This window comes from Xanthomonas sp. NCPPB 4037 (assembly GCF_041475695.2).
Classification (GTDB): Bacteria; Pseudomonadota; Gammaproteobacteria; order Xanthomonadales; family Xanthomonadaceae; genus Xanthomonas; species Xanthomonas campestris.
This window is the reverse complement of record NZ_CM191261.1, coordinates 1965027-1982072: the sequence shown is the minus strand read 5'-3', so window position 1 is coordinate 1982072 and position 17046 is coordinate 1965027. Positions and strand designations below refer to the sequence as shown.

Here is a 17046-nt window from a genome sequence, read left to right as displayed (position 1 = left end):
CGGCTCAGAGCACCACGTCGAGACTGGACTTACCGGCCACCGCGCGCGCGGGCGCACCGACATAGACGCGTTGCGCTTCGGTATGCCGGGTCACCAAGGCACCGGCGCCGATGACGTTGTCCTCGGCAATGCGCACCTTGTCGCTGAGCGTGGCATTGACGCCGAGGAAACTGCGCGCCCCGATCTCGCAATAGCCGGACACCACCACATGCGATGCAAGAAACACGTGGTCATGCACCACGGTGCGGTGACCGATGTGGTTGCCGCTCCACAGGATGCAGTTGTCGCCAATGCGCGTGAACGGCTGGATGACATTGCCTTCGAAGATGAAACTGTTGGCGCCGATCCGGGCATTGCGCCAGACGAACGCACGCGAGCTGACATACGTGGCGCAGCGGTAGCCGCGGCGCACTACGTCTTCGTAGAAGCGCATGCGCAAGCGGTTCAATTGCGTCGCCGGAATCGCGACGAATACCGCGTACTGCGCGGGCGGATAGCGTTGCTCGAGCTCCTCGTAGGCCACCACCGGCAGTTCGGCCAGGGTGGGCCGCAGCAGGAAATCGCGCTCCACACTGAAGGCGACCACGTCGTAGTCGCTATCGTGCTGAAAGTATTCGCAAGCGATCTGCGCAAACTCGCCCGCCCCGACGATCACCAAAGGTTTGCGTAAGCTCATGCCTCCAGCCTGCATGCATCCAGGCGACGGTCCCCACGCACTTCGCCCAGGAACTGGTCGTAATCGAGGATGTAATCGCCTGGGTCGTAGAACTGGTCGGCCAGCACCATCAGCACGCAGTCGGGGCTGAATTGGTGCAGGTCGCGCCAGACCATGCGGCCCAGCAGCAGGCCTTGCGAGGGATCGTTCAAGGTCACTTCGGTCGGACCATCGCCCTTGCCTTCGTCCAGCAGGATCGTCACCGAGCCATGCAGGGCCACCGCAAGCTGATTGAGCCGGCGGTGCGCATGCTGACCACGGTGCACGCCGCTGCGGGTACCGAACAGGTAATACACGCGGCGTATCTCGAATGGCACGTTGCGCTCCTGCTCCAACGAAATGAGCAGGCCGCGATCGTCGCCGTGGGTATGCAACTGGATGGGTTCGAAGGCCATGATTCCGGGGCGTAACCGCTGACTGCACGTAGTGCGACATGCCTGAGTGCGCCGGGATGCGCGAAAGGTTGCGCCAGGTCACGGCGCTGCGAAGTGGCGTGCGCGCAAGCGCAATCGCACGCCGAGCGCGCTCCGGCACGATAAAAATTCGTTGTGGCCATGCAACCTTTCAGCGGTAGCGCCGCACATATCGGTGCACGTTCACCTGGCCGCAGTTCCGGCCGGCGTGGGGAGCCAGGCCTGGCAGCGCAGCACGCACTGCCGGAACCAACGACCACCACCGGTGAGGACACCACCCAGATGCATCCATCTCCCCAGGCGCCCGACACGGCAGCCACCGGCAGCGCCACAACGCTGCCCCCCTCCATGCCCGCAGCGCCCGCCGCACGGGTCACGCCCTTGCCCAAACCGATGCGCGTGCTGCACTGGCTCACCGTGCTGTGCCTGGTGATGGCGGCCAGCCTGATTCTGCTGCGCGCCGAGCTCGATGGGCGCGCATTGCGCCAATGGCTGCTCGAAGGCCATCGCCATTTCGGCCTGATGGTGTTGCTGCTGTTCGTACTGCGTGTCGGCCTGCGGCTACGGCTGCGCAAGCTGCCACCTGGCCCGCCCGCACCTTTGATCACTCGCCTGGCTGCAGGCGGCACCCATCTGGCGATGTACGGGCTGATGCTTGCGTTGCCGTTGATCGGCTGGTCGCTGAGCAACGCGTTCGGCAAGACGGTCTACCTGTTCGGTCTGGCGCTGCCGAACCTCATCGAGGCGGATCCGGATCTGGGCGACACCCTGGGCGTGTGGCACTTGAATGCCGCCTGGGCGCTGCTGGCCCTGGTGCTGCTGCATATCGGCGCCGCGCTGTGGCATCACCTGGTGCTGCGCGATGGCCTGCTGTACCGCGTGCTGCCGGGCAAGCGCGCATGAGTCCTCGCACCTCCCTCGCCCTGGTCCGCTCTTTCTCCGTTGAACCCCGCACCGTCGAACAAGGACTTTCCATGCCTATATCCCAGCCTGCTTCGCGCCGTGCCAACGCATCGCGCACCGCCTCCCTGACGTCCTTGTTATGCGTGTCCGGCCCGTTGCTGCTGCTGGCCAGTACGCAGGCACAGGCGATTCCCTCGTTCGCCCGCCAGACCGGCTCTTCGTGCGCGGACTGCCATATCGGCTCCTACGGTCCCTCGCTCACGCCCTACGGCATGCGCTTCAAGCTGGGCGGCTTTACCGATACCAATGGCGAGGGCACCAAGATTCCGGTATCCGGCCAGCTCACCTGGGCGCGCAGCAATCCCAGCCGCGGCGACAGCACCGCGCGGCTGACCCAGGCCGACCTGTATCTGGCCGGCCGGATCAACGACAACATCGGCGGCTATTCCAAGATCCGTTCCAACAACAGCGGCAACGCCACCTTCGACACCCGCCTGGACGATGTGGATCTGCGCTTTGTCAGCAAGCCGTTCCAGATGGCCGGCAAGGACACCATGATCGGCGTCAGCGTCAACAACAACCCGGGCATCTCCGACCCGATCCATGTGTTGCCCAATGCCTCCACGCTGACGCCGGCCTCCAACGGCGGCGCGTCCACCATGCTCAGCTCCTCGTCGCTATCCAACCGCGTCATCGGTGCCAGCGTGTACGGGCTGTACGACCGCAACTGGTACGGCGAAGTGGGCAGCTACAGCGCGTTGTCGCCGTCTGCGCAGGATCGCCTCGGCTGGCCGATCAACGGCGACCCGGGCAAGCTCAGCGACACCAGCTATGCGCGTCTTGCCTATATGAAGGACATGAAGCGGCAGTTCTTCTCGGTCGGCCTGACCGCGCTCAACACGCGCCGCCAGCGTCCGCGCAACGGGCCCAGCGACGACCTCACCGACTTCGGCTACGACCTGACCTATCAGTTCCTGGGCACGCGCGAACACGTGGCGTCACTGGCCTACGTCAACATCTACGAACGCCGCAAGTACGGCAGCCCGCTGATTCCGTCCGACCCGACCATGCCTGCGCTGGACCGTGGCAGCGTGCGCGATCAGACCTTCAGCGTGAACTACGCCTATAAGCAGACCTATGGCGTGCTGGCCGCGCACATGATCAACACCGGCTCGTTCGATGCGGCGCGTTACTCGCCGGTGGGCATTCCCGACACCACCAGCAACCTGATCCTTCTGTACTGGACCCCGTTCGGCAAGGAAGGCACCTACACATCGATCGCCAACCTGCGCCTGTCGGCCGGCTGGTTCCGGTTCGACAAGTTCAACGGCAGCACGTCCAACGTCTTCCGCGGCCCGCCGATCACCAACCCGCGCGATCTGGACAGCTTCACCATGTCGGTCAATCTGACGTTCTGATTCCCCACGCGTAAGGACCCCCATGAAGTCATTCCACACCACACTGTTATGCACGCAGCTGGCCGGCCTGTTGCTGGCCGGCGCACTGCTGCCCGGCTCGGCACGTGCCGCCGATGGCAAGAGCGTGTTCATCAGCGAATGCGCCGAGTGCCACAGCGCGACGCAAGGCAAGAACAAGAAAGGCCCCTCCCTGTTCGGCATCGTCAACCGTCCCGCCGGGACCGTAGCCGACTTCAGCGGCTACTCGGCCGAGCTCAAGGTCGGCAAGCGCACCTGGGATACCGCCAGCCTCAAGGACTTCCTCAAGAAGGATTCCAAGGCCACCTTGCCGAATACGAAGATGAAGTACGAAGGGCTAGAAGACGAAAAGGAACTGGACGCGCTGATCGCTTACCTCAATACCCTGCATTGAGGACTGGCCGGCACGCGCTGGCGGCACCGGCCGGGCCGGCACGCAGGGTGCGAGCGGACCGGCTGCGGGCCGGAGGGACGGGCCGGACGCAGGTATCGCCTGCGCCGGCCTGAACGAAACCCGCGCCATTGTGAGGATCGCTTCAAGCCCGGTACATCCCGCCGGCCGCAGTGTCCGCGGCCTGCAGCTAGGTCACCGCTGCACCTGCACAGGTGCACGGTCCCGCGTTGCCTGACACGAACCCTTCGCGTATACGGACGGAACCGCCACACATGGGGCGGTCTCGCCCAGCGTAATGGGTCACTATCGCGCACCGCCACGGTCCACGCCCCGCCCTTGTTGAACGCTTCGTCCGCCCAGCAGCCCCCTTCCCGACCGCGACGCCATGGCGTCTGCGACGGGCAGCCATGGCCTGCGGGCGGCTCGGCAGGACAGCCGCGCCCGCCCCGCTTGCCGGGGTCGCCCTGCCTGTCCCGACGCTGCCGACACTGTCGGCGGGTCCTGCAGCGCCGCCTGGCGATACGTCGCGCATTACTGCTCGCGCTGGTCACAGGCACCAGCGGGAGCGCATTGGCAGACAACGTCGGCGGCGCAGTGGCGGTGGCGTCCACCTTGATCGACCGCGGCATCTCCATCGCACCCAATCGCGCCACCTTGCAGGCGGCCGGCTATTGGCTGCCCGCGCCCGGCTGGTCGGTGTCGGCATCCGCGGCGCTGCAATCGCCCTCCTTCAGCAAGCCGGTGGCGCTCACGTTGCAGGGCGCGCGGGGCTGGATGCTGGGCGATCGCTGGCAGATGCAGGCCAGCCTGCTGTATTACGCCTATCCGGCCGACCGCCAGTCGCGCACCTTCGACCGCCAGGAAGCCAGCCTGGCCTGGTCCTATCGCGACACGCTCACCTTCTCGCTCTCCAGGTTCAATTTCCCACGTGCGCAACGCTCGCCCTGGAACACGGTGGTCGACGTCACCGCCAACGTGCCGCTGACCGGGGATTTCAGCCTGTCGGCCGGCGCCGGCATCTCGGATTTTCCGGCGATGACCTACGGCGCTGAGAGTTCCGGCCGCTATCGGTATGGGCAACTGGGCCTGAAGTGGAGCCGCGCGGCATGGAGCGTGAAGCTGGACCGGGTACTGACCAGCAGCAATACCCCCCGGGCGCAGGGCGGCCCCGGCGAATTGCGGTGGGTCGGCATGGTTTCCCGCAGTTTCTGATCCAAACGCAACCTTTTCTCCGCCTGCGGGCACCTAGAGGTGTCTAACCCCATGTCTGCTTTGATGAATGACTCCGATACCCTTGGCGATGCCACCGACCGCATGCTGCTACGCCGCATGGCATCGGGCGATCGCGACGCCCTGGCGAGCATGTACCACAGCTACCACGGCCGCCTGTGCCGGTTCCTGTCGCGCCTGACGCGCCGCCCGGACATCATCGAAGAAGCCATCAACGACTGCTTCTGGATCGCCTGGCAAAAGGCCGGCGACTTCCGCGGCGACTCGCAGGTGTCGACCTGGATCATGGGCATCGCCTACCGCTGCGGGCTCAAATGCCTGCGCCAGCACGACGGCGAAGCGATCGACGACACCGCAGTGGTGGAAGACCACGCCCCCAGTGCCGACGACAACGACGACCGCGAACTGCGCGACTGGCTGGACAAGGGCATGGAACGGCTGTCGCCGGATCAGCGCCTGGTCATCGAACTGGTCTACGGCGTCGGCCACAAGCTGGAAGAAGTCGCCGAAATCATGCAGTGCCCGGTGGGCACGATCAAAGCCCGGCTGTTTCATGCGCGGGTCAAATTACGCAATGTGCTGCCCGGCCTGGCCGGCAACACCCCTTACACGGAGACCCTGCAATGAAGACGTTTTTCATCGCGCCTGGCAAGGAATGCTCGCACGCCTGGGAACTGATGCCGGCGGTGCTACTGGACAGCGCCACCGAAGAAGAAAACGCCTGGCTGATCGCCCACGTTGCCAAATGCGCCTCGTGCAGCGCCGAGTTCGCCCAGCAAACCCGCCTGCGCCAGGCGCTGGCGCTGCCGTGTGCGGTCACGCTGGACGCCAACGCCGGCCTGCAACGCCTGCTTGGCCGCCTGGACGCGCCCGAGGTCCGCGCCGCACCGGCGCCGGCTGCACGTCGCTCCGGTAGCTGGACCGTCCGTGCACTGGCCGCTGCCGCGTTGGTCCAGGCCATCGGCCTGGGTGTCATGGGCATCAAGCTGGCTTCGCCGGCGCCGTCGCCGTCGCACGACTACCGCACGCTCAGCAGCGCCACCGCGCTGCCGGTGCCGCAAGGCGCCATCCGCGTGGTGCCAAACGCCAGCATGACCGTGGCCGACTGGGACCGCCTGCTGCATGCACAGCAGCTGCAGGTGATCGGCGGGCCCAACGACATGGGTGCCTACACCGTGGTGCCTGCCGCGCCGCAGCCGCCGGCTCAGCCGCAGCGGACCGTGCAGCAACTGCGCGCCAATCCGGGCATCCGGCTGGCCGAGGTCATCTCCGCCCCATGAGCCGTTTCCTCGCCATCGGCCTGCTGCTCGCACTGACCGGACCGGGCCTGCACGGCAACGTGCAGGCGCAGGACGCCGGTACCGTTCCTGCGCCCGCCGATGCGCATACGCCCGACAGCAGCCGCGACATCCTGCTGGCGGTGGCCAATCCGCTCAGCGCACCGCCGGCACGTGCCGGCTCCAGCCTGATCGGCTATGCGTCCAGCTACTACGGCGCCGGCCAGAAGGCAGCGGTGCGCATGGAAGCCATCAAGCAGCGTTACAAGCTGCGCGAAGTCTCCGGCTGGCCGATCACCTCGCTGGGCCTGTATTGCGCCGTGCTGCAGCCGCCGGCCGGTGTCTCGCGCGACGAATTGACCAAGGCGCTGTCCGACGACGACGGCGTGGAGCTGGTGCAACCGGTGCAGGAATTTTCAGTGCTTTCCACCGATGCCTCGGAAAAGACCGGCGCCCTGACCGGCTACAACGACCCGTACGTGGACCTGCAACGCGGCTTCATCGCCACCGACGCGGCAAGTGCGCAGGCCATCACCCAGGGCCGCGGCGTGACGGTGGCCGTGGTCGACACCGGCGTGGACACCAGCCACCCGGATCTGAAGTCACGCATCCGCGAGGTGCACGACCTGGTGGACGACACCCCGGTCACCACCAGCACCGATTCGCACGGCACCGAGGTGGCCGGGATCATCGCCGCCGGCAGCAACAACCATCAAGGCATCGTCGGCATGGCGCCCAAGGCCATGCTGAGCGTCTACAAGGCGTGCTGGTACGCGCCCACGGTTGGCGCCACCGCACGCTGCAACACCTTTACCCTGGCCAAGGCGTTGGCGGCGATCAACAACAGCTCCGCACGCGTGGTCAACCTGAGCCTGGGCGGCCCGGCCGACCCGTTGCTGCGCAAGATGCTCACCCACCTGGTCGACCAGGGCCGCATCGTGGTCGCGGCCATGCCGCCGAACGGGCGCCTGGACGGCTTTCCGAACGATGTACCGGGCGTGCTGGTAGTGCGCAGCAGCAGCGCCACGGCGGCCCTTCCCGGCGTGCTCAGCGCACCGGGCAAGGACATCCTGACCACGCAGCCGAACGGCCGCTACGACTTCACCTCCGGCTCGTCGATGGCCACCGCGCATGTCAGCGGCATGGCCGCGTTGCTGTTGTCGCTGTCGCCATCGATGGACGCCAACGCCTTGCGTGCGCTCATGCAGCGCACCAGCAAGGTCTCCGATGGCCAGTTGCAGGTCAACGCCGGCGCCGCGGTCGACGCGCTGGCGCTTTCCAAACACTCCAACTGACGACGCGCATGGCCAAGTGGATTCCCCTGTGGCTGCACAAGCTCAGCTCGCCGCCCACCTTCTACCGGTTCGCCGGTGTGGTGCGCCCGTGGGCGCTGGGCCTGGCACTGCTGCTGGCGGCGGTGGCCGCCTACGGCGGACTGGTGCTGGCGCCGCCGGATTATCAGCAGCACGACGCCTACCGCATCATCTTCATCCACGTGCCCAGCGCCTGGATGAGCCTTTTCATCTACGCGGCCATGGGCGTGTCGGCGTTCATTGCGCTGATCTGGCGGATCAAGCTGGCCGAAGTGGTCACCATGGCCTCGGCACCGACCGGCGCCGCCTTCACCTTGATCACCCTGTGCACCGGCTCGCTGTGGGGCAAGCCGATGTGGGGCACCTGGTGGACCTGGGATGCCCGGCTCACCTCCGAACTGTTGCTGCTGTTTCTGTACCTCGGCGTGCTGGGCCTGTACCACGCGGTGGAAGATCGCCGCCAGGCGATGCGCGCGGCCGGGCTGCTGGCGCTGGTCGGCCTGGTCAACCTGCCGATCGTGCATTACTCGGTGGTGTGGTGGAACACGCTGCATCAGGGCTCCACGGTGCGCCTGCTCGGCCCCTCCAAGATGGGCGCGGACATGCTGTGGCCGCTGCTGCTGATGCTGGTGGCGACCAAGCTGTATTACGTGGCCAGCCTGTTCGGCCGCGTGCGGGTGGACCTGCTTGCGCTGGAAAGCGGCAAGGACTGGGCACGCCGCATCGTCTTGACCGAGCGCACCGCATGAGCGCCTTTCTCGCGATGGGCGGCTACGGCGCCTACGTGTGGACCGCGTATGCCTTGTTCGTGCTGGTGCTGCTGGCCGACCTGATCGCCCCATGGCTGCGCCGGCGACGCTTGCCCGCGCAACTGCGCGGACAGCTGCAGCGGCAGGCACCGCGCCGGCCGCGCGACCAGCCGGTGCCGGTGCTGGAGCGCGACGCATGAACGCCACCCGCAAACAACGCCTGTGGCTGGTGATCGGCGTGCTGGCGGCTGCAGCGCTGGCGGTGACACTGATCGTGCTCGCCCTGCAACGGAACATGAGCTACCTGTTCACGCCCAGCCAGGTGGATGCAGGCGCGGCGGCCGGCTACCAGCAGTTCCGCCTTGGCGGCATGGTCAAGGCCGGCTCGATCCAGCGCGCCACCGACAGCCTCACCGTCACCTTCACCGTGATCGACAAGCACGCCGCCACGCAGGTGGAGTACACCGGCATCCTGCCGGACCTGTTCCGCGACAACCAGTCGGTGATCGCCAACGGCCGCATGCAGGCGGGGCGCTTTGTCGCCAACGAAGTGCTGGCCAAGCACGACGAAACCTACATACCGAAGGAACTCAAGGACGCGATGGCCGAAGGCCACGTCGGCAAGCCGATCCCAGCGGCCGCGGCCCCGCTGAGCGGTGTGCGCTGACCCGCGCCACCGCTCCATCACTCCGGATCCAGATGACTCTCTCCCGTTGCCCGCAGCGCCACGCCCATGACGCCTGAACTTGGCCAGATCGCGCTGATTTTGGCGTTGCTGTTGTCGCTGGCGCAGGGCGTGTTGCCGCTGATCGGTGCCTGGCGCGGCAACACCGCGCTGATGGCGGTTGCGCGGCCTGCCGCTGCCGGCCAGGCGGTGTTCGTGTGGCTGGCCTTCGGCCTGCTGGCCTGGTCGCTGCTGTCGCTGGATTTTTCGGTGCGCTATGTCGCCGACAACGCCAACATCGCGCTGCCCTGGTATTACCGCATCGCCGCGGTGTGGGGCGCGCACGAAGGTTCGCTGCTGCTGTGGATCGCGATCCTGTCCACCTGGACGGTGCTGCTGGCCGCCTGCAGCCGGCACCTGCCGCAGCACTTCGCCGCACGCGTGCTGGCGGTGCTGGGGCTGGTATCGGTGGGCTTTCTGGCCTTCATCCTGCTGACCTCCAATCCGTTCGGGCGGCTGTCGCCGATTCCGCTCGACGGCAGGGAACTCAATCCCGTGCTGCAGGACCCGGGCATGACCTTCCACCCACCGGTGCTCTACACCGGTTATGTCGGCTTCTCGGTGGCGTTCGCGTTCGCGGTGGCGGCACTGCTGGGCGGCGAACTCGAACAGGCCTGGGTGCGCTGGGCGCGGCCATGGACCAACGTCGCCTGGGCCTGCCTCACCGCCGGCATCGTGGCCGGCAGCTGGTGGGCGTATGCGGAACTGGGCTGGGGCGGCTGGTGGTTCTGGGACCCGGTGGAAAACGCCAGTTTCATGCCGTGGCTGGTCGGCACCGCGCTGATCCACACCCAGGCAGTGACCGAAAAACGCGGCAGCCTGCGTGCCTGGACCATCCTGCTGTCGATCCTGGCATTTTCGTTGTCGTTGCTGGGCACCTTCCTGGTGCGCTCGGGCGTGCTCACCTCGGTGCATGCGTTTGCCGCCGACCCACGACGCGGGCTGTACATCCTGATTTTCCTGGTGGCGGTGGTGGGCGGCTCGCTGCTGCTGTATGCGCTGCGCGCGCCCAAGATTGCCACCGGCAAACCGTTCGCAGCGGCCTCGCGCGAGACCGCGATCCTGGTCGGCAACCTGCTGCTCACCGTGGCCGCGGCGATGGTGTTGCTGGGCACCTTGTTCCCGCTGGTGGCCGATGCGTTTGGGCTGGGCAAGGTGTCGGTGGGCCCGCCCTATTTCGGCCTGCTGTTTCCGTTGCTGATGGCGCCGGTGGTGCTGTTAATGCCATTCGGCCCGTACCTGCGCTGGGGCAAGGCCGAGATGGCACCGCTGCTGTCGCTGGGCGCGCGTGCGGGCATTGCCGCCATCGCCTGCGCGCTGGTCGCCAGCGTGTTTGCCGAGGGCCAGGCGAAGGCCATTGCCGGCATCGGTGCGGCCGCCTGGGTGGCTGCCGGCACCGCGTTGTTCATGCACAAGCGCTGGCGCGAGATGCCGCGCGGCCGGCGCTTTCCTGCAGAGATGGCCGGCATGTTGCTGGCGCACGCCGGTGTGGCGGTGTTCGTGGCCGGCGTGCTGGTGTCGGACAGCCTGTCGGTGGAACGCGACGTGCGGCTGGCGCCCGGCCAGAGCGCGGAGATCGCCGGCTACAGCTTCCGCTTCGATGGCGTGCAGCTGGTGGATGGGCCCAACTGGAAAGCCGAACAAGGCAGCGTGCAGGTCAGCCGTGATGGCGCGCCGGTGGCTACTTTACATCCGCAAAAACGCCTGTACAGCAGTGAGCGCATCCAGACCGAATCGGCGATCGACGCCGGCGCCACCCGCGACCTCTACGTGGCGCTGGGCGAGCCGCTGGACGACCAGCACATCGAAAACGACTGGACGCTGCGGCTGTACTACAAGCCGTTGATCCGCTGGATCTGGGCCGGCGGGCTGTTGATGATGCTGGGCGGATTCGTCAGCGCCTGCGCACGGCGCTTCCGCGCACCGGCGCCTGCGGTTGCCGCGGTGTCGTCGCCTGCTCCCATCGCCCCCACTCCCCTCGCCGTTGCCGGAGAGTCGCACCTGTGAACCGCCTCCTGCCCCTGTTGGGCTTTCTGGCGCTGGCCGCGCTGTTCGGCTTCGGCATCTACTGGACGATGCAGCACAACCCGCGCGATGTGCCCTCGCCACTGATCGGCAAGCCGGCGCCGGCGTTCTCGCTGCCGCTGCTGGATCAACCGCAGCAGCAGGTCACCCGCGATCAATTGCTGGGCAAGCCCTACGTGCTGAATGTCTTCGGCAGCTGGTGCGCCGCCTGCGCGCAGGAGCATCCGGTGCTGATGGCGCAAGGCCGCACGCTCGGCGTGGCGTTGATCGGCTACAACTACAAGGACGCGCCGGCCGATGCCAACGCCTGGCTCGCGCAGCATGGCAATCCCTATGGCATGGTGATTGCCGATGCGCCCGGCCAGACCGCGATCGATTTCGGCGTGTATGGCGCGCCGGAAAGTTTCCTGATCGATGCGCACGGAATGATCCGCTACAAGCACATCGGCGTGCTGACGCCAGAGGTCATCCGCAACGAGTTGATGCCGGCGATTGCGGGCTTGTCCCAAGGCGCGCTGTGAGCCTGCGGCACCGCATCGCGCGCCTGCTGCTGGCGCTGCTGCTGGGCATGCTGCTGGCCCCGCCGTTGGCCGCCCAGGCGGTGGACCCGTTGCCGTTCAAGGACCGCAACGAAGAAACACGCTTCCAGCGATTGACTGCGCAGCTGCGCTGCCTGGTCTGCCAGAACGAGAACCTGGCCGACTCCAATGCAGACCTGGCCCGCGACCTGCGCCACCAGGTGTTCGCGCAACTTCAGGCCGGCCGTAGCGATGCGCAGATCAAGCAGTACATGGTGGAGCGCTATTCGGATTTCGTGTTGTACGACCCACCGGTCAAGCGCGGCACCTGGCTGCTGTGGTTCGGGCCGTTGCTGATGTTGGGCGCAGGCGCGGCCGTGGTCCTGCACACCGTGCGCAAACGGGCGCGTGCCGGCACACCGGTGGCGCCACAGACCGAGGAAGACTGGTGATGATGGGCTTTTATCTCGCAAGCGCCGCGATGGTGGTGGGCGCCACGGCGCTGCTGGTAATGCCGGTGCGCCAGCATGCGCAGCGCAACGGCAGCGCGCGGCATGCGCTGCCGTTGCTGCTGATGCTGGGCCTGCCACTGGGCACGGCGGGGCTGTATCGCCTGGTCGGCACGCCCGATGCAATCGCCAGCGTGCAGCCACAGCGTGCGGCTGCAAGCGCCCTCGCGCAGCCTGGTAGTGCAGCGTCTGCATCAGGCATGGCTGCTGCGGTGGAGGCAACACCAACTCCGGACGCGCAACAGGCCGCCGCGCTACAGGCGCTCACCAGCTGGATGCAGCAGGCCAAGGCGCACGAGCAGGAAGACCGCCCTGCCGAGGCACGCGATGCGTATGCGCAGGCACTGCAGCTGGCGCCGGACAACAGCGCGGCCATCGTGGGCTGGGTGGCCTCGGACATGGCCACGCGCGCAGACTTCGCCATCGATGCGTCCTCGCGGACACGTCTGCAGCAAGTCGTTGCCGCCGAGCCGGACAACCAGCGCGGCCTGTGGCTGCTGGGCATCAGCGATTTCCAGCAACACGACTACGCCGCGGCCACCGACCACTGGCAGCATCTGCATGGGTTGCTGGACACCGGCTCGCCGATGCAACAGGCCGTTGCCGACAAGATCGCAGTGGCGCAATCGCTAGCCAGCGCGCGGCAATCGAAGGCAGCCACGCGTTGATCGCCTGCAGCGCGTGGCTGCAGCGCACACGCAGCGTTACGCGGAAGGCCCCAGCACTTCGTGCAACTTGCCGCTGAACTCGCCCAGCGTAAATGGCTTGGCGATCATGCTCATGCCCTCGCCCAGGAATTCGCCGCGATCGCGCGCGGTTTCCGCATAGCCGGTCATGAAGATCACCGGCAGATCGCGACGCGACTGGCGTGCGATCTCGGCCAGCTGGCGGCCGTTGAGGCCCGGTAAGCCGACATCGGTGACCAGCAGATCGATGCGCTGCGGTGAGGCCAGGATCGGCAATGCCGCATCGGCATCGGCCACCACTTCGGCCTGGTAGCCGAGCTCCTGCAGTAATTCGGTGACCAGCAGCCGCACCTGTGCATCGTCTTCGACCACCAGCACCTGCTGGCCCTGCCCGGCGACCACGCTGCTGGGCAGCACGGCCGGGCGCGCATCGTGCACGTTGACGCCGGAGGGCAGATACAGGCTCACGGTGGTCCCCGCGCCCGGTTCCGATTCCACCCACACCTGGCCGTTGGACTGCTGCATGAAGCCGTAGATCATCGACATGCCCAGGCCGGTGCCCTGGCCGATCGGCTTGGTGGTGTAGAACGGTTCGAACACCCGCTCCAGCACGTCCGGGGTCATGCCGGTGCCGCTGTCGGTGACCGAGACCACCGCATAGCCGCCGACCGCCAGCGTAATGCCGCGGCCGAGCAACAATGGTGCGTCGGTGACGGTCAAATGCCGGGTGGCGATGCGCAGCTGGCCGCCATCGGGCATGGCGTCGCGCGCGTTGATCGCCAGGTTGAGCAAGGCGCTTTCCAGCTGGTTTTCATCCACGTACGCCGCCGGCATGTCCGCCTGCAGGTCGGTCACCAGCTGCACCGATTCGCCCAGCGTGCGCGCCAGCAATTCCTGCAGCGACACCACCAGATCATTGACGTGCAGATGCCGGGCCTCCAGCGATTGCCGGCGCGAAAACGCCAGCAGCCGCTGGGTCAACGCTGCAGCGCGCAGCGCCGAGGCCGAGGCCACATCCAGGAACCGGCCCAGCCCTTCGCTGCGGCCCTGGTCGATGCGCAGCCGCGCCAGATCCAGTGCCGAGAGAATGCCGGTGAGCATGTTGTTGAAATCGTGCGCGATGCCGCCGGTGAGCTGGCCCACCGCTTCCATCTTCTGTGCCTGGCGCAATGCCGCTTCGCTGCTTTCGCGCGCCTGCATCTGCTGCTCCAGCTCGGCAGTGCGTTCGGCCACCTTGGCTTCGAGCAGCGTGGCCTGCTGCTGGATCGACTCCATCGCCACGGTGCGCGCGGTCACGTCGGTGGCGAACACATGAAAGCCGTCCACCTCGCCATGCGCATCGAAGCGTGGCAGGTAGCGGATCTCCGCATCGCGGCGGCGGCCGTCTGCATGCGGCCAGCTCACCTCCACGGTGAGCGCCTTCCCGGCAAGGGCGGCATCGATCCAGCCGCGCCGCTGGCGCACCAGCGCCGGCCCCATCACCTCGTCCAGCGACCGCCCCACCACAGCGGCGGGCGACTGCCCGATCCACACTTCATAGGCCTGGTTGGCGAAGCGGTAGATCAGGTGTTTGTCGATGAAGGCGATCAGCACCGGCAACGCATCGGTGACGCGGCGCAGCTCGGCTTCGCTCAGCGCCAGCGCCGCCTGGCTTTCGGCCAGCTGCGCCATCTGGTCGCGGATGACGAATTGCTTCTGACGCGAGCGCAGCGCCGTGGAAATGGCGCTCTGCAACGACACCGCACCCAACGGGCGTTCCAGCTCGATGACATTGATCGCCGCCGCCGGCAGCGTGGTATGGCGGTTGTAATAGGCACCGCGCGAGGAGCGCAGCAGCACGAACGGAATGTCCGACCATGGCGGCTGCGCCTGCAGCGCGGCGGTCAAGGCCTCCACATCACCGGCCACCGCTTCTTCGGTCAGCACCACCACGCCGGCGGAGTCGTCCAGCTGCCGCGCCATCTGCGCGAGCGAATCATGGATGCACACCGACAGGTCCTGACGATCCAGGATGACCGCAATGCTCTCCGCATCGCGGCCGAACGGCGCCACGATGTGGACCGTGCCGCCGGGGGCCTCAACGCCGCGCAAGATCGTTGCCCAGCAGCGGCGCCTCGTCACCGATGAAATGCGGCGTCCCGGTCAGCACGCCGTGGAAGTCGTTGAGCGGCGCGCTCAGGCGAATGCCCGAATTGCCGATGCGCAGCTCGCGGATGGCATCTTCGTGCGCACCGCTGCGGTTCTTGATCACCGACAGCGCCTTGCGGATGCGGCCCTGTGCTTCGAAGAAGCGGAACAGGATGACGGTGTCGGCCATGTAGGAGATGTTGAGGTTGCCGGTGGACATCGTGCCCACCAGACCATGCTGCGGATTGATCAGGAACGTGGTCACGCCGCTCTGGTTCAGATACGACAGCAGCTCGTGCATCTGCAGCATCAGCTGCTTTTCCTGCGGCATCGACGACAGATAGCCGTTGAGGCTGTCGATCACCAGCAGGCGGCAGTTGCGCTGCTCCACGCTGGCGCGCACCTGCCAGGCGAACTCGCCCGGCGACAGCTCGGCCGGATCCATCTGGCGCAGCTCGAGCAACCCCGACTCCAGATGCCGACGCAGATCCAGCCCCAGCGATTCGGCACGGGCCAGCAAGGTGCCGGTGCGCTCGTCGAATTCGAAGATGCAGCAGTGCTCGCCACGCGCACACGCCGCAGCGACGTATTGCAGGGCGACATTGGTCTTGCCACTGCCGGCCGGGCCGGTGAGCAAGGTACTGGTGCCACGCAACGGCCCGCCGTGCAGCAGATCGTCGACTTCCTGCACCCCGCTGGAGACTGCCTCGCCGATGAAGGTGACATGGTGGTCGGAGGCGATCAGGCGCGGATAGATCCGCATGCCGCCACGCAGGATCGACAGATCGTGATAGCCGGCAATGAAATCCACGCCGCGCAGTTTCTGCACCTGCATGCGCCGACGTGCGGCGCCGAAATCCAGGGTCAACCGCTCCAGCGACACCACGCCATGACACAGGCTATGCAGATGCGAATCGCGGCCCTCGCTGGTGCCGGTCAGATCGTCCACCAGCAGCACGGTGATGTTGCGCGGTGCAAAGAACTGCTTGAGCGCCAGCACCTGGCGGCGGTAGCGCAGCGAGTCCTGCGCCAGCAGGCGCAACTCTGACAACGAGTCGAACACCACGCGCTGAGGCTTGACCCGGTCCACCTCGGCCTGGATGAGCTTGACGGTGCCATCCAGTTCCAGTTCCCACGGGTGCAGGATGGATTGCTGCCGCCCGTCGCCCAGAAACGCTTCGGCCGACGCCAACTCGAAAATATGCAGCGCATCCAGCGACCAGCCGTGCGATTGCGCAACCTCTTGCAGCTCATCCAGCGTTTCGGACAAGGTGATGTACAGGCAACTCTCGCCCTTGGCCGCGCCTTCCAGCAGGAACTGCAGCGCCAGCGTGGTCTTGCCCGAGCCTGGCTGGCCTTCGAGCAGGTACAGCCGGTTGGACGGCAGCCCACCACGCAGGATGGTGTCGAGTCCGCTTGTTCCCGTGGCGATACGCGTTGAGGTCATTAGATGAAGTGTCCCTAGGCCATTCAGGTTAACACGCGCATTCACTCCTTCACCGAAGCCGGCTGAAGTGCTCAGCTTGCTGCCAGGGCTGCCGCTGGACACCGTCACACCTGCCCCAACGCAACCCTCACGGCCCCTGCCCTAGCGTTGCACGCAGATCGCTGCACCGCGACAGATGGTTTTGAGGCTCTTGGTGAATTACGCAACTGCACACGCACGCATCCTGCTGGTGGAAGACAACGACGCTATCCGCCTGATGACCACCGACATCCTGAGTGACGAAGGCTACACGGTGGTCGCCGCAGAGGATGCCGAAGTTGCATTGCAGCAGCTACAGAACCTGCCGGTCTTCGATCTGCTGCTGTCCGATATCTGCCTGCCTGGCATGAACGGGCGCGACCTGGCCGACAGCGCACGTGTGTTGTACCCGAGCTTGCCCATCGTGTTCATGACCGGGTTCGCAGGTGCAGCATCGGCGCGCAAGGACTTTCTGGCCAGCGGCATGCGTCTACTCACCAAGCCGTTCACCCTGCGCGATCTGCTGGACACCGTTCGCACTTCGCTGTAACTCACCGCGCTG

Annotated in this window: 19 protein-coding genes; 15 read left to right on the top strand and 4 right to left on the bottom strand. The window is 66.5% G+C overall.

The window, feature by feature from the left end; all coding sequences use genetic code 11:
• Positions 1-4: 4 nt before the first annotated feature.
• On the bottom strand, positions 5-676 hold the full coding sequence (locus tag ACCQ01_RS08940; RefSeq protein ID WP_228432496.1) for an acetyltransferase: 672 nt from the start codon (positions 674-676) through the stop codon (positions 5-7).
• Positions 673-1110, bottom strand: a complete 438-nt coding sequence (locus tag ACCQ01_RS08935) for a sugar 3,4-ketoisomerase (protein WP_228432498.1) — start codon at positions 1108-1110, stop codon at positions 673-675. The genes ACCQ01_RS08940 and ACCQ01_RS08935 overlap by 4 nt, the downstream gene beginning before the upstream one ends.
• Positions 1111-1410: 300 nt before the next feature.
• On the opposite strand from ACCQ01_RS08935, the gene ACCQ01_RS08930 reads away from it, so the two are divergent.
• The 14 genes from ACCQ01_RS08930 to ACCQ01_RS08865 all read left to right on the top strand — a co-directional run bounded on the left by ACCQ01_RS08930 (position 1411) and on the right by ACCQ01_RS08865 (position 12874).
• A complete protein-coding gene (locus ACCQ01_RS08930) occupies positions 1411-2031 on the top strand; it encodes a cytochrome b (protein WP_228432500.1) in 621 nt (206 codons plus the stop codon).
• 71 nt (positions 2032-2102) lie between these two features.
• The gene (locus ACCQ01_RS08925; protein ID WP_228432502.1) at positions 2103-3449 is read left to right on the top strand and encodes a cytochrome C; all 1347 of its coding nucleotides are present in this window, start codon (positions 2103-2105) and stop codon (positions 3447-3449) included.
• 22 nt (positions 3450-3471) lie between these two features.
• Complete coding sequence (locus ACCQ01_RS08920) at positions 3472-3861, top strand: c-type cytochrome (RefSeq protein ID WP_228432504.1); 390 nt, start codon at positions 3472-3474, stop codon at positions 3859-3861.
• A 468-nt stretch (positions 3862-4329) separates the two neighbouring features.
• Positions 4330-5073, top strand: a complete 744-nt coding sequence (locus ACCQ01_RS08915) for a TorF family putative porin (protein ID WP_372358897.1) — start codon at positions 4330-4332, stop codon at positions 5071-5073.
• A gap of 51 nt (positions 5074-5124) precedes the next feature.
• A complete protein-coding gene (locus ACCQ01_RS08910; protein ID WP_228432506.1) occupies positions 5125-5718 on the top strand; it encodes a sigma-70 family RNA polymerase sigma factor in 594 nt (197 codons plus the stop codon).
• The gene (locus ACCQ01_RS08905) at positions 5715-6371 is read left to right on the top strand and encodes a zf-HC2 domain-containing protein (RefSeq protein ID WP_228432508.1); all 657 of its coding nucleotides are present in this window, start codon (positions 5715-5717) and stop codon (positions 6369-6371) included. Before ACCQ01_RS08910 ends, ACCQ01_RS08905 begins: the two co-directional genes overlap by 4 nt.
• A complete protein-coding gene (locus ACCQ01_RS08900) occupies positions 6368-7663 on the top strand; it encodes a S8 family peptidase (protein WP_228432510.1) in 1296 nt (431 codons plus the stop codon). Before ACCQ01_RS08905 ends, ACCQ01_RS08900 begins: the two co-directional genes overlap by 4 nt.
• An 8-nt stretch (positions 7664-7671) precedes the next feature.
• Positions 7672-8430: a heme ABC transporter permease CcmC gene (gene ccmC / locus ACCQ01_RS08895; RefSeq protein ID WP_228432512.1), complete on the top strand. Its 759-nt coding sequence runs from the start codon at positions 7672-7674 to the stop codon at positions 8428-8430.
• On the top strand, positions 8427-8630 hold the full coding sequence (ccmD, locus tag ACCQ01_RS08890; protein WP_116890809.1) for a heme exporter protein CcmD: 204 nt from the start codon (positions 8427-8429) through the stop codon (positions 8628-8630). The genes ccmC and ccmD overlap by 4 nt, the downstream gene beginning before the upstream one ends.
• Entirely contained in the window at positions 8627-9097 is a 471-nt protein-coding gene (gene ccmE, locus ACCQ01_RS08885; protein WP_228432514.1) for a cytochrome c maturation protein CcmE, read from the top strand. Before ccmD ends, ccmE begins: the two co-directional genes overlap by 4 nt.
• Before the next feature lie 66 nt (positions 9098-9163).
• Positions 9164-11161, top strand: a complete 1998-nt coding sequence (locus tag ACCQ01_RS08880) for a heme lyase CcmF/NrfE family subunit (protein ID WP_228432516.1) — start codon at positions 9164-9166, stop codon at positions 11159-11161.
• Entirely contained in the window at positions 11158-11700 is a 543-nt protein-coding gene (locus ACCQ01_RS08875) for a DsbE family thiol:disulfide interchange protein (protein WP_228432518.1), read from the top strand. Before ACCQ01_RS08880 ends, ACCQ01_RS08875 begins: the two co-directional genes overlap by 4 nt.
• A 47-nt stretch (positions 11701-11747) precedes the next feature.
• A complete protein-coding gene (locus ACCQ01_RS08870) occupies positions 11748-12149 on the top strand; it encodes a cytochrome c-type biogenesis protein (protein ID WP_225443923.1) in 402 nt (133 codons plus the stop codon).
• On the top strand, positions 12149-12874 hold the full coding sequence (locus ACCQ01_RS08865) for a tetratricopeptide repeat protein (protein WP_228432520.1): 726 nt from the start codon (positions 12149-12151) through the stop codon (positions 12872-12874). The genes ACCQ01_RS08870 and ACCQ01_RS08865 overlap by 1 nt, the downstream gene beginning before the upstream one ends.
• A gap of 36 nt (positions 12875-12910) precedes the next feature.
• Here ACCQ01_RS08865 and ACCQ01_RS08860 read toward each other — a convergent pair whose 3' ends face one another.
• Entirely contained in the window at positions 12911-14887 is a 1977-nt protein-coding gene (locus ACCQ01_RS08860; RefSeq protein WP_372357279.1) for an ATP-binding protein, read from the bottom strand.
• A gap of 82 nt (positions 14888-14969) precedes the next feature.
• Positions 14970-16466, bottom strand: coding sequence for an ATPase domain-containing protein (locus ACCQ01_RS08855; RefSeq protein WP_228432522.1), 1497 nt, complete (start codon positions 16464-16466; stop codon positions 14970-14972).
• 175 nt (positions 16467-16641) lie between these two features.
• On the opposite strand from ACCQ01_RS08855, the gene ACCQ01_RS08850 reads away from it, so the two are divergent.
• A complete protein-coding gene (locus ACCQ01_RS08850) occupies positions 16642-17034 on the top strand; it encodes a response regulator (protein WP_267132053.1) in 393 nt (130 codons plus the stop codon).
• Positions 17035-17046: the final 12 nt, after the last annotated feature.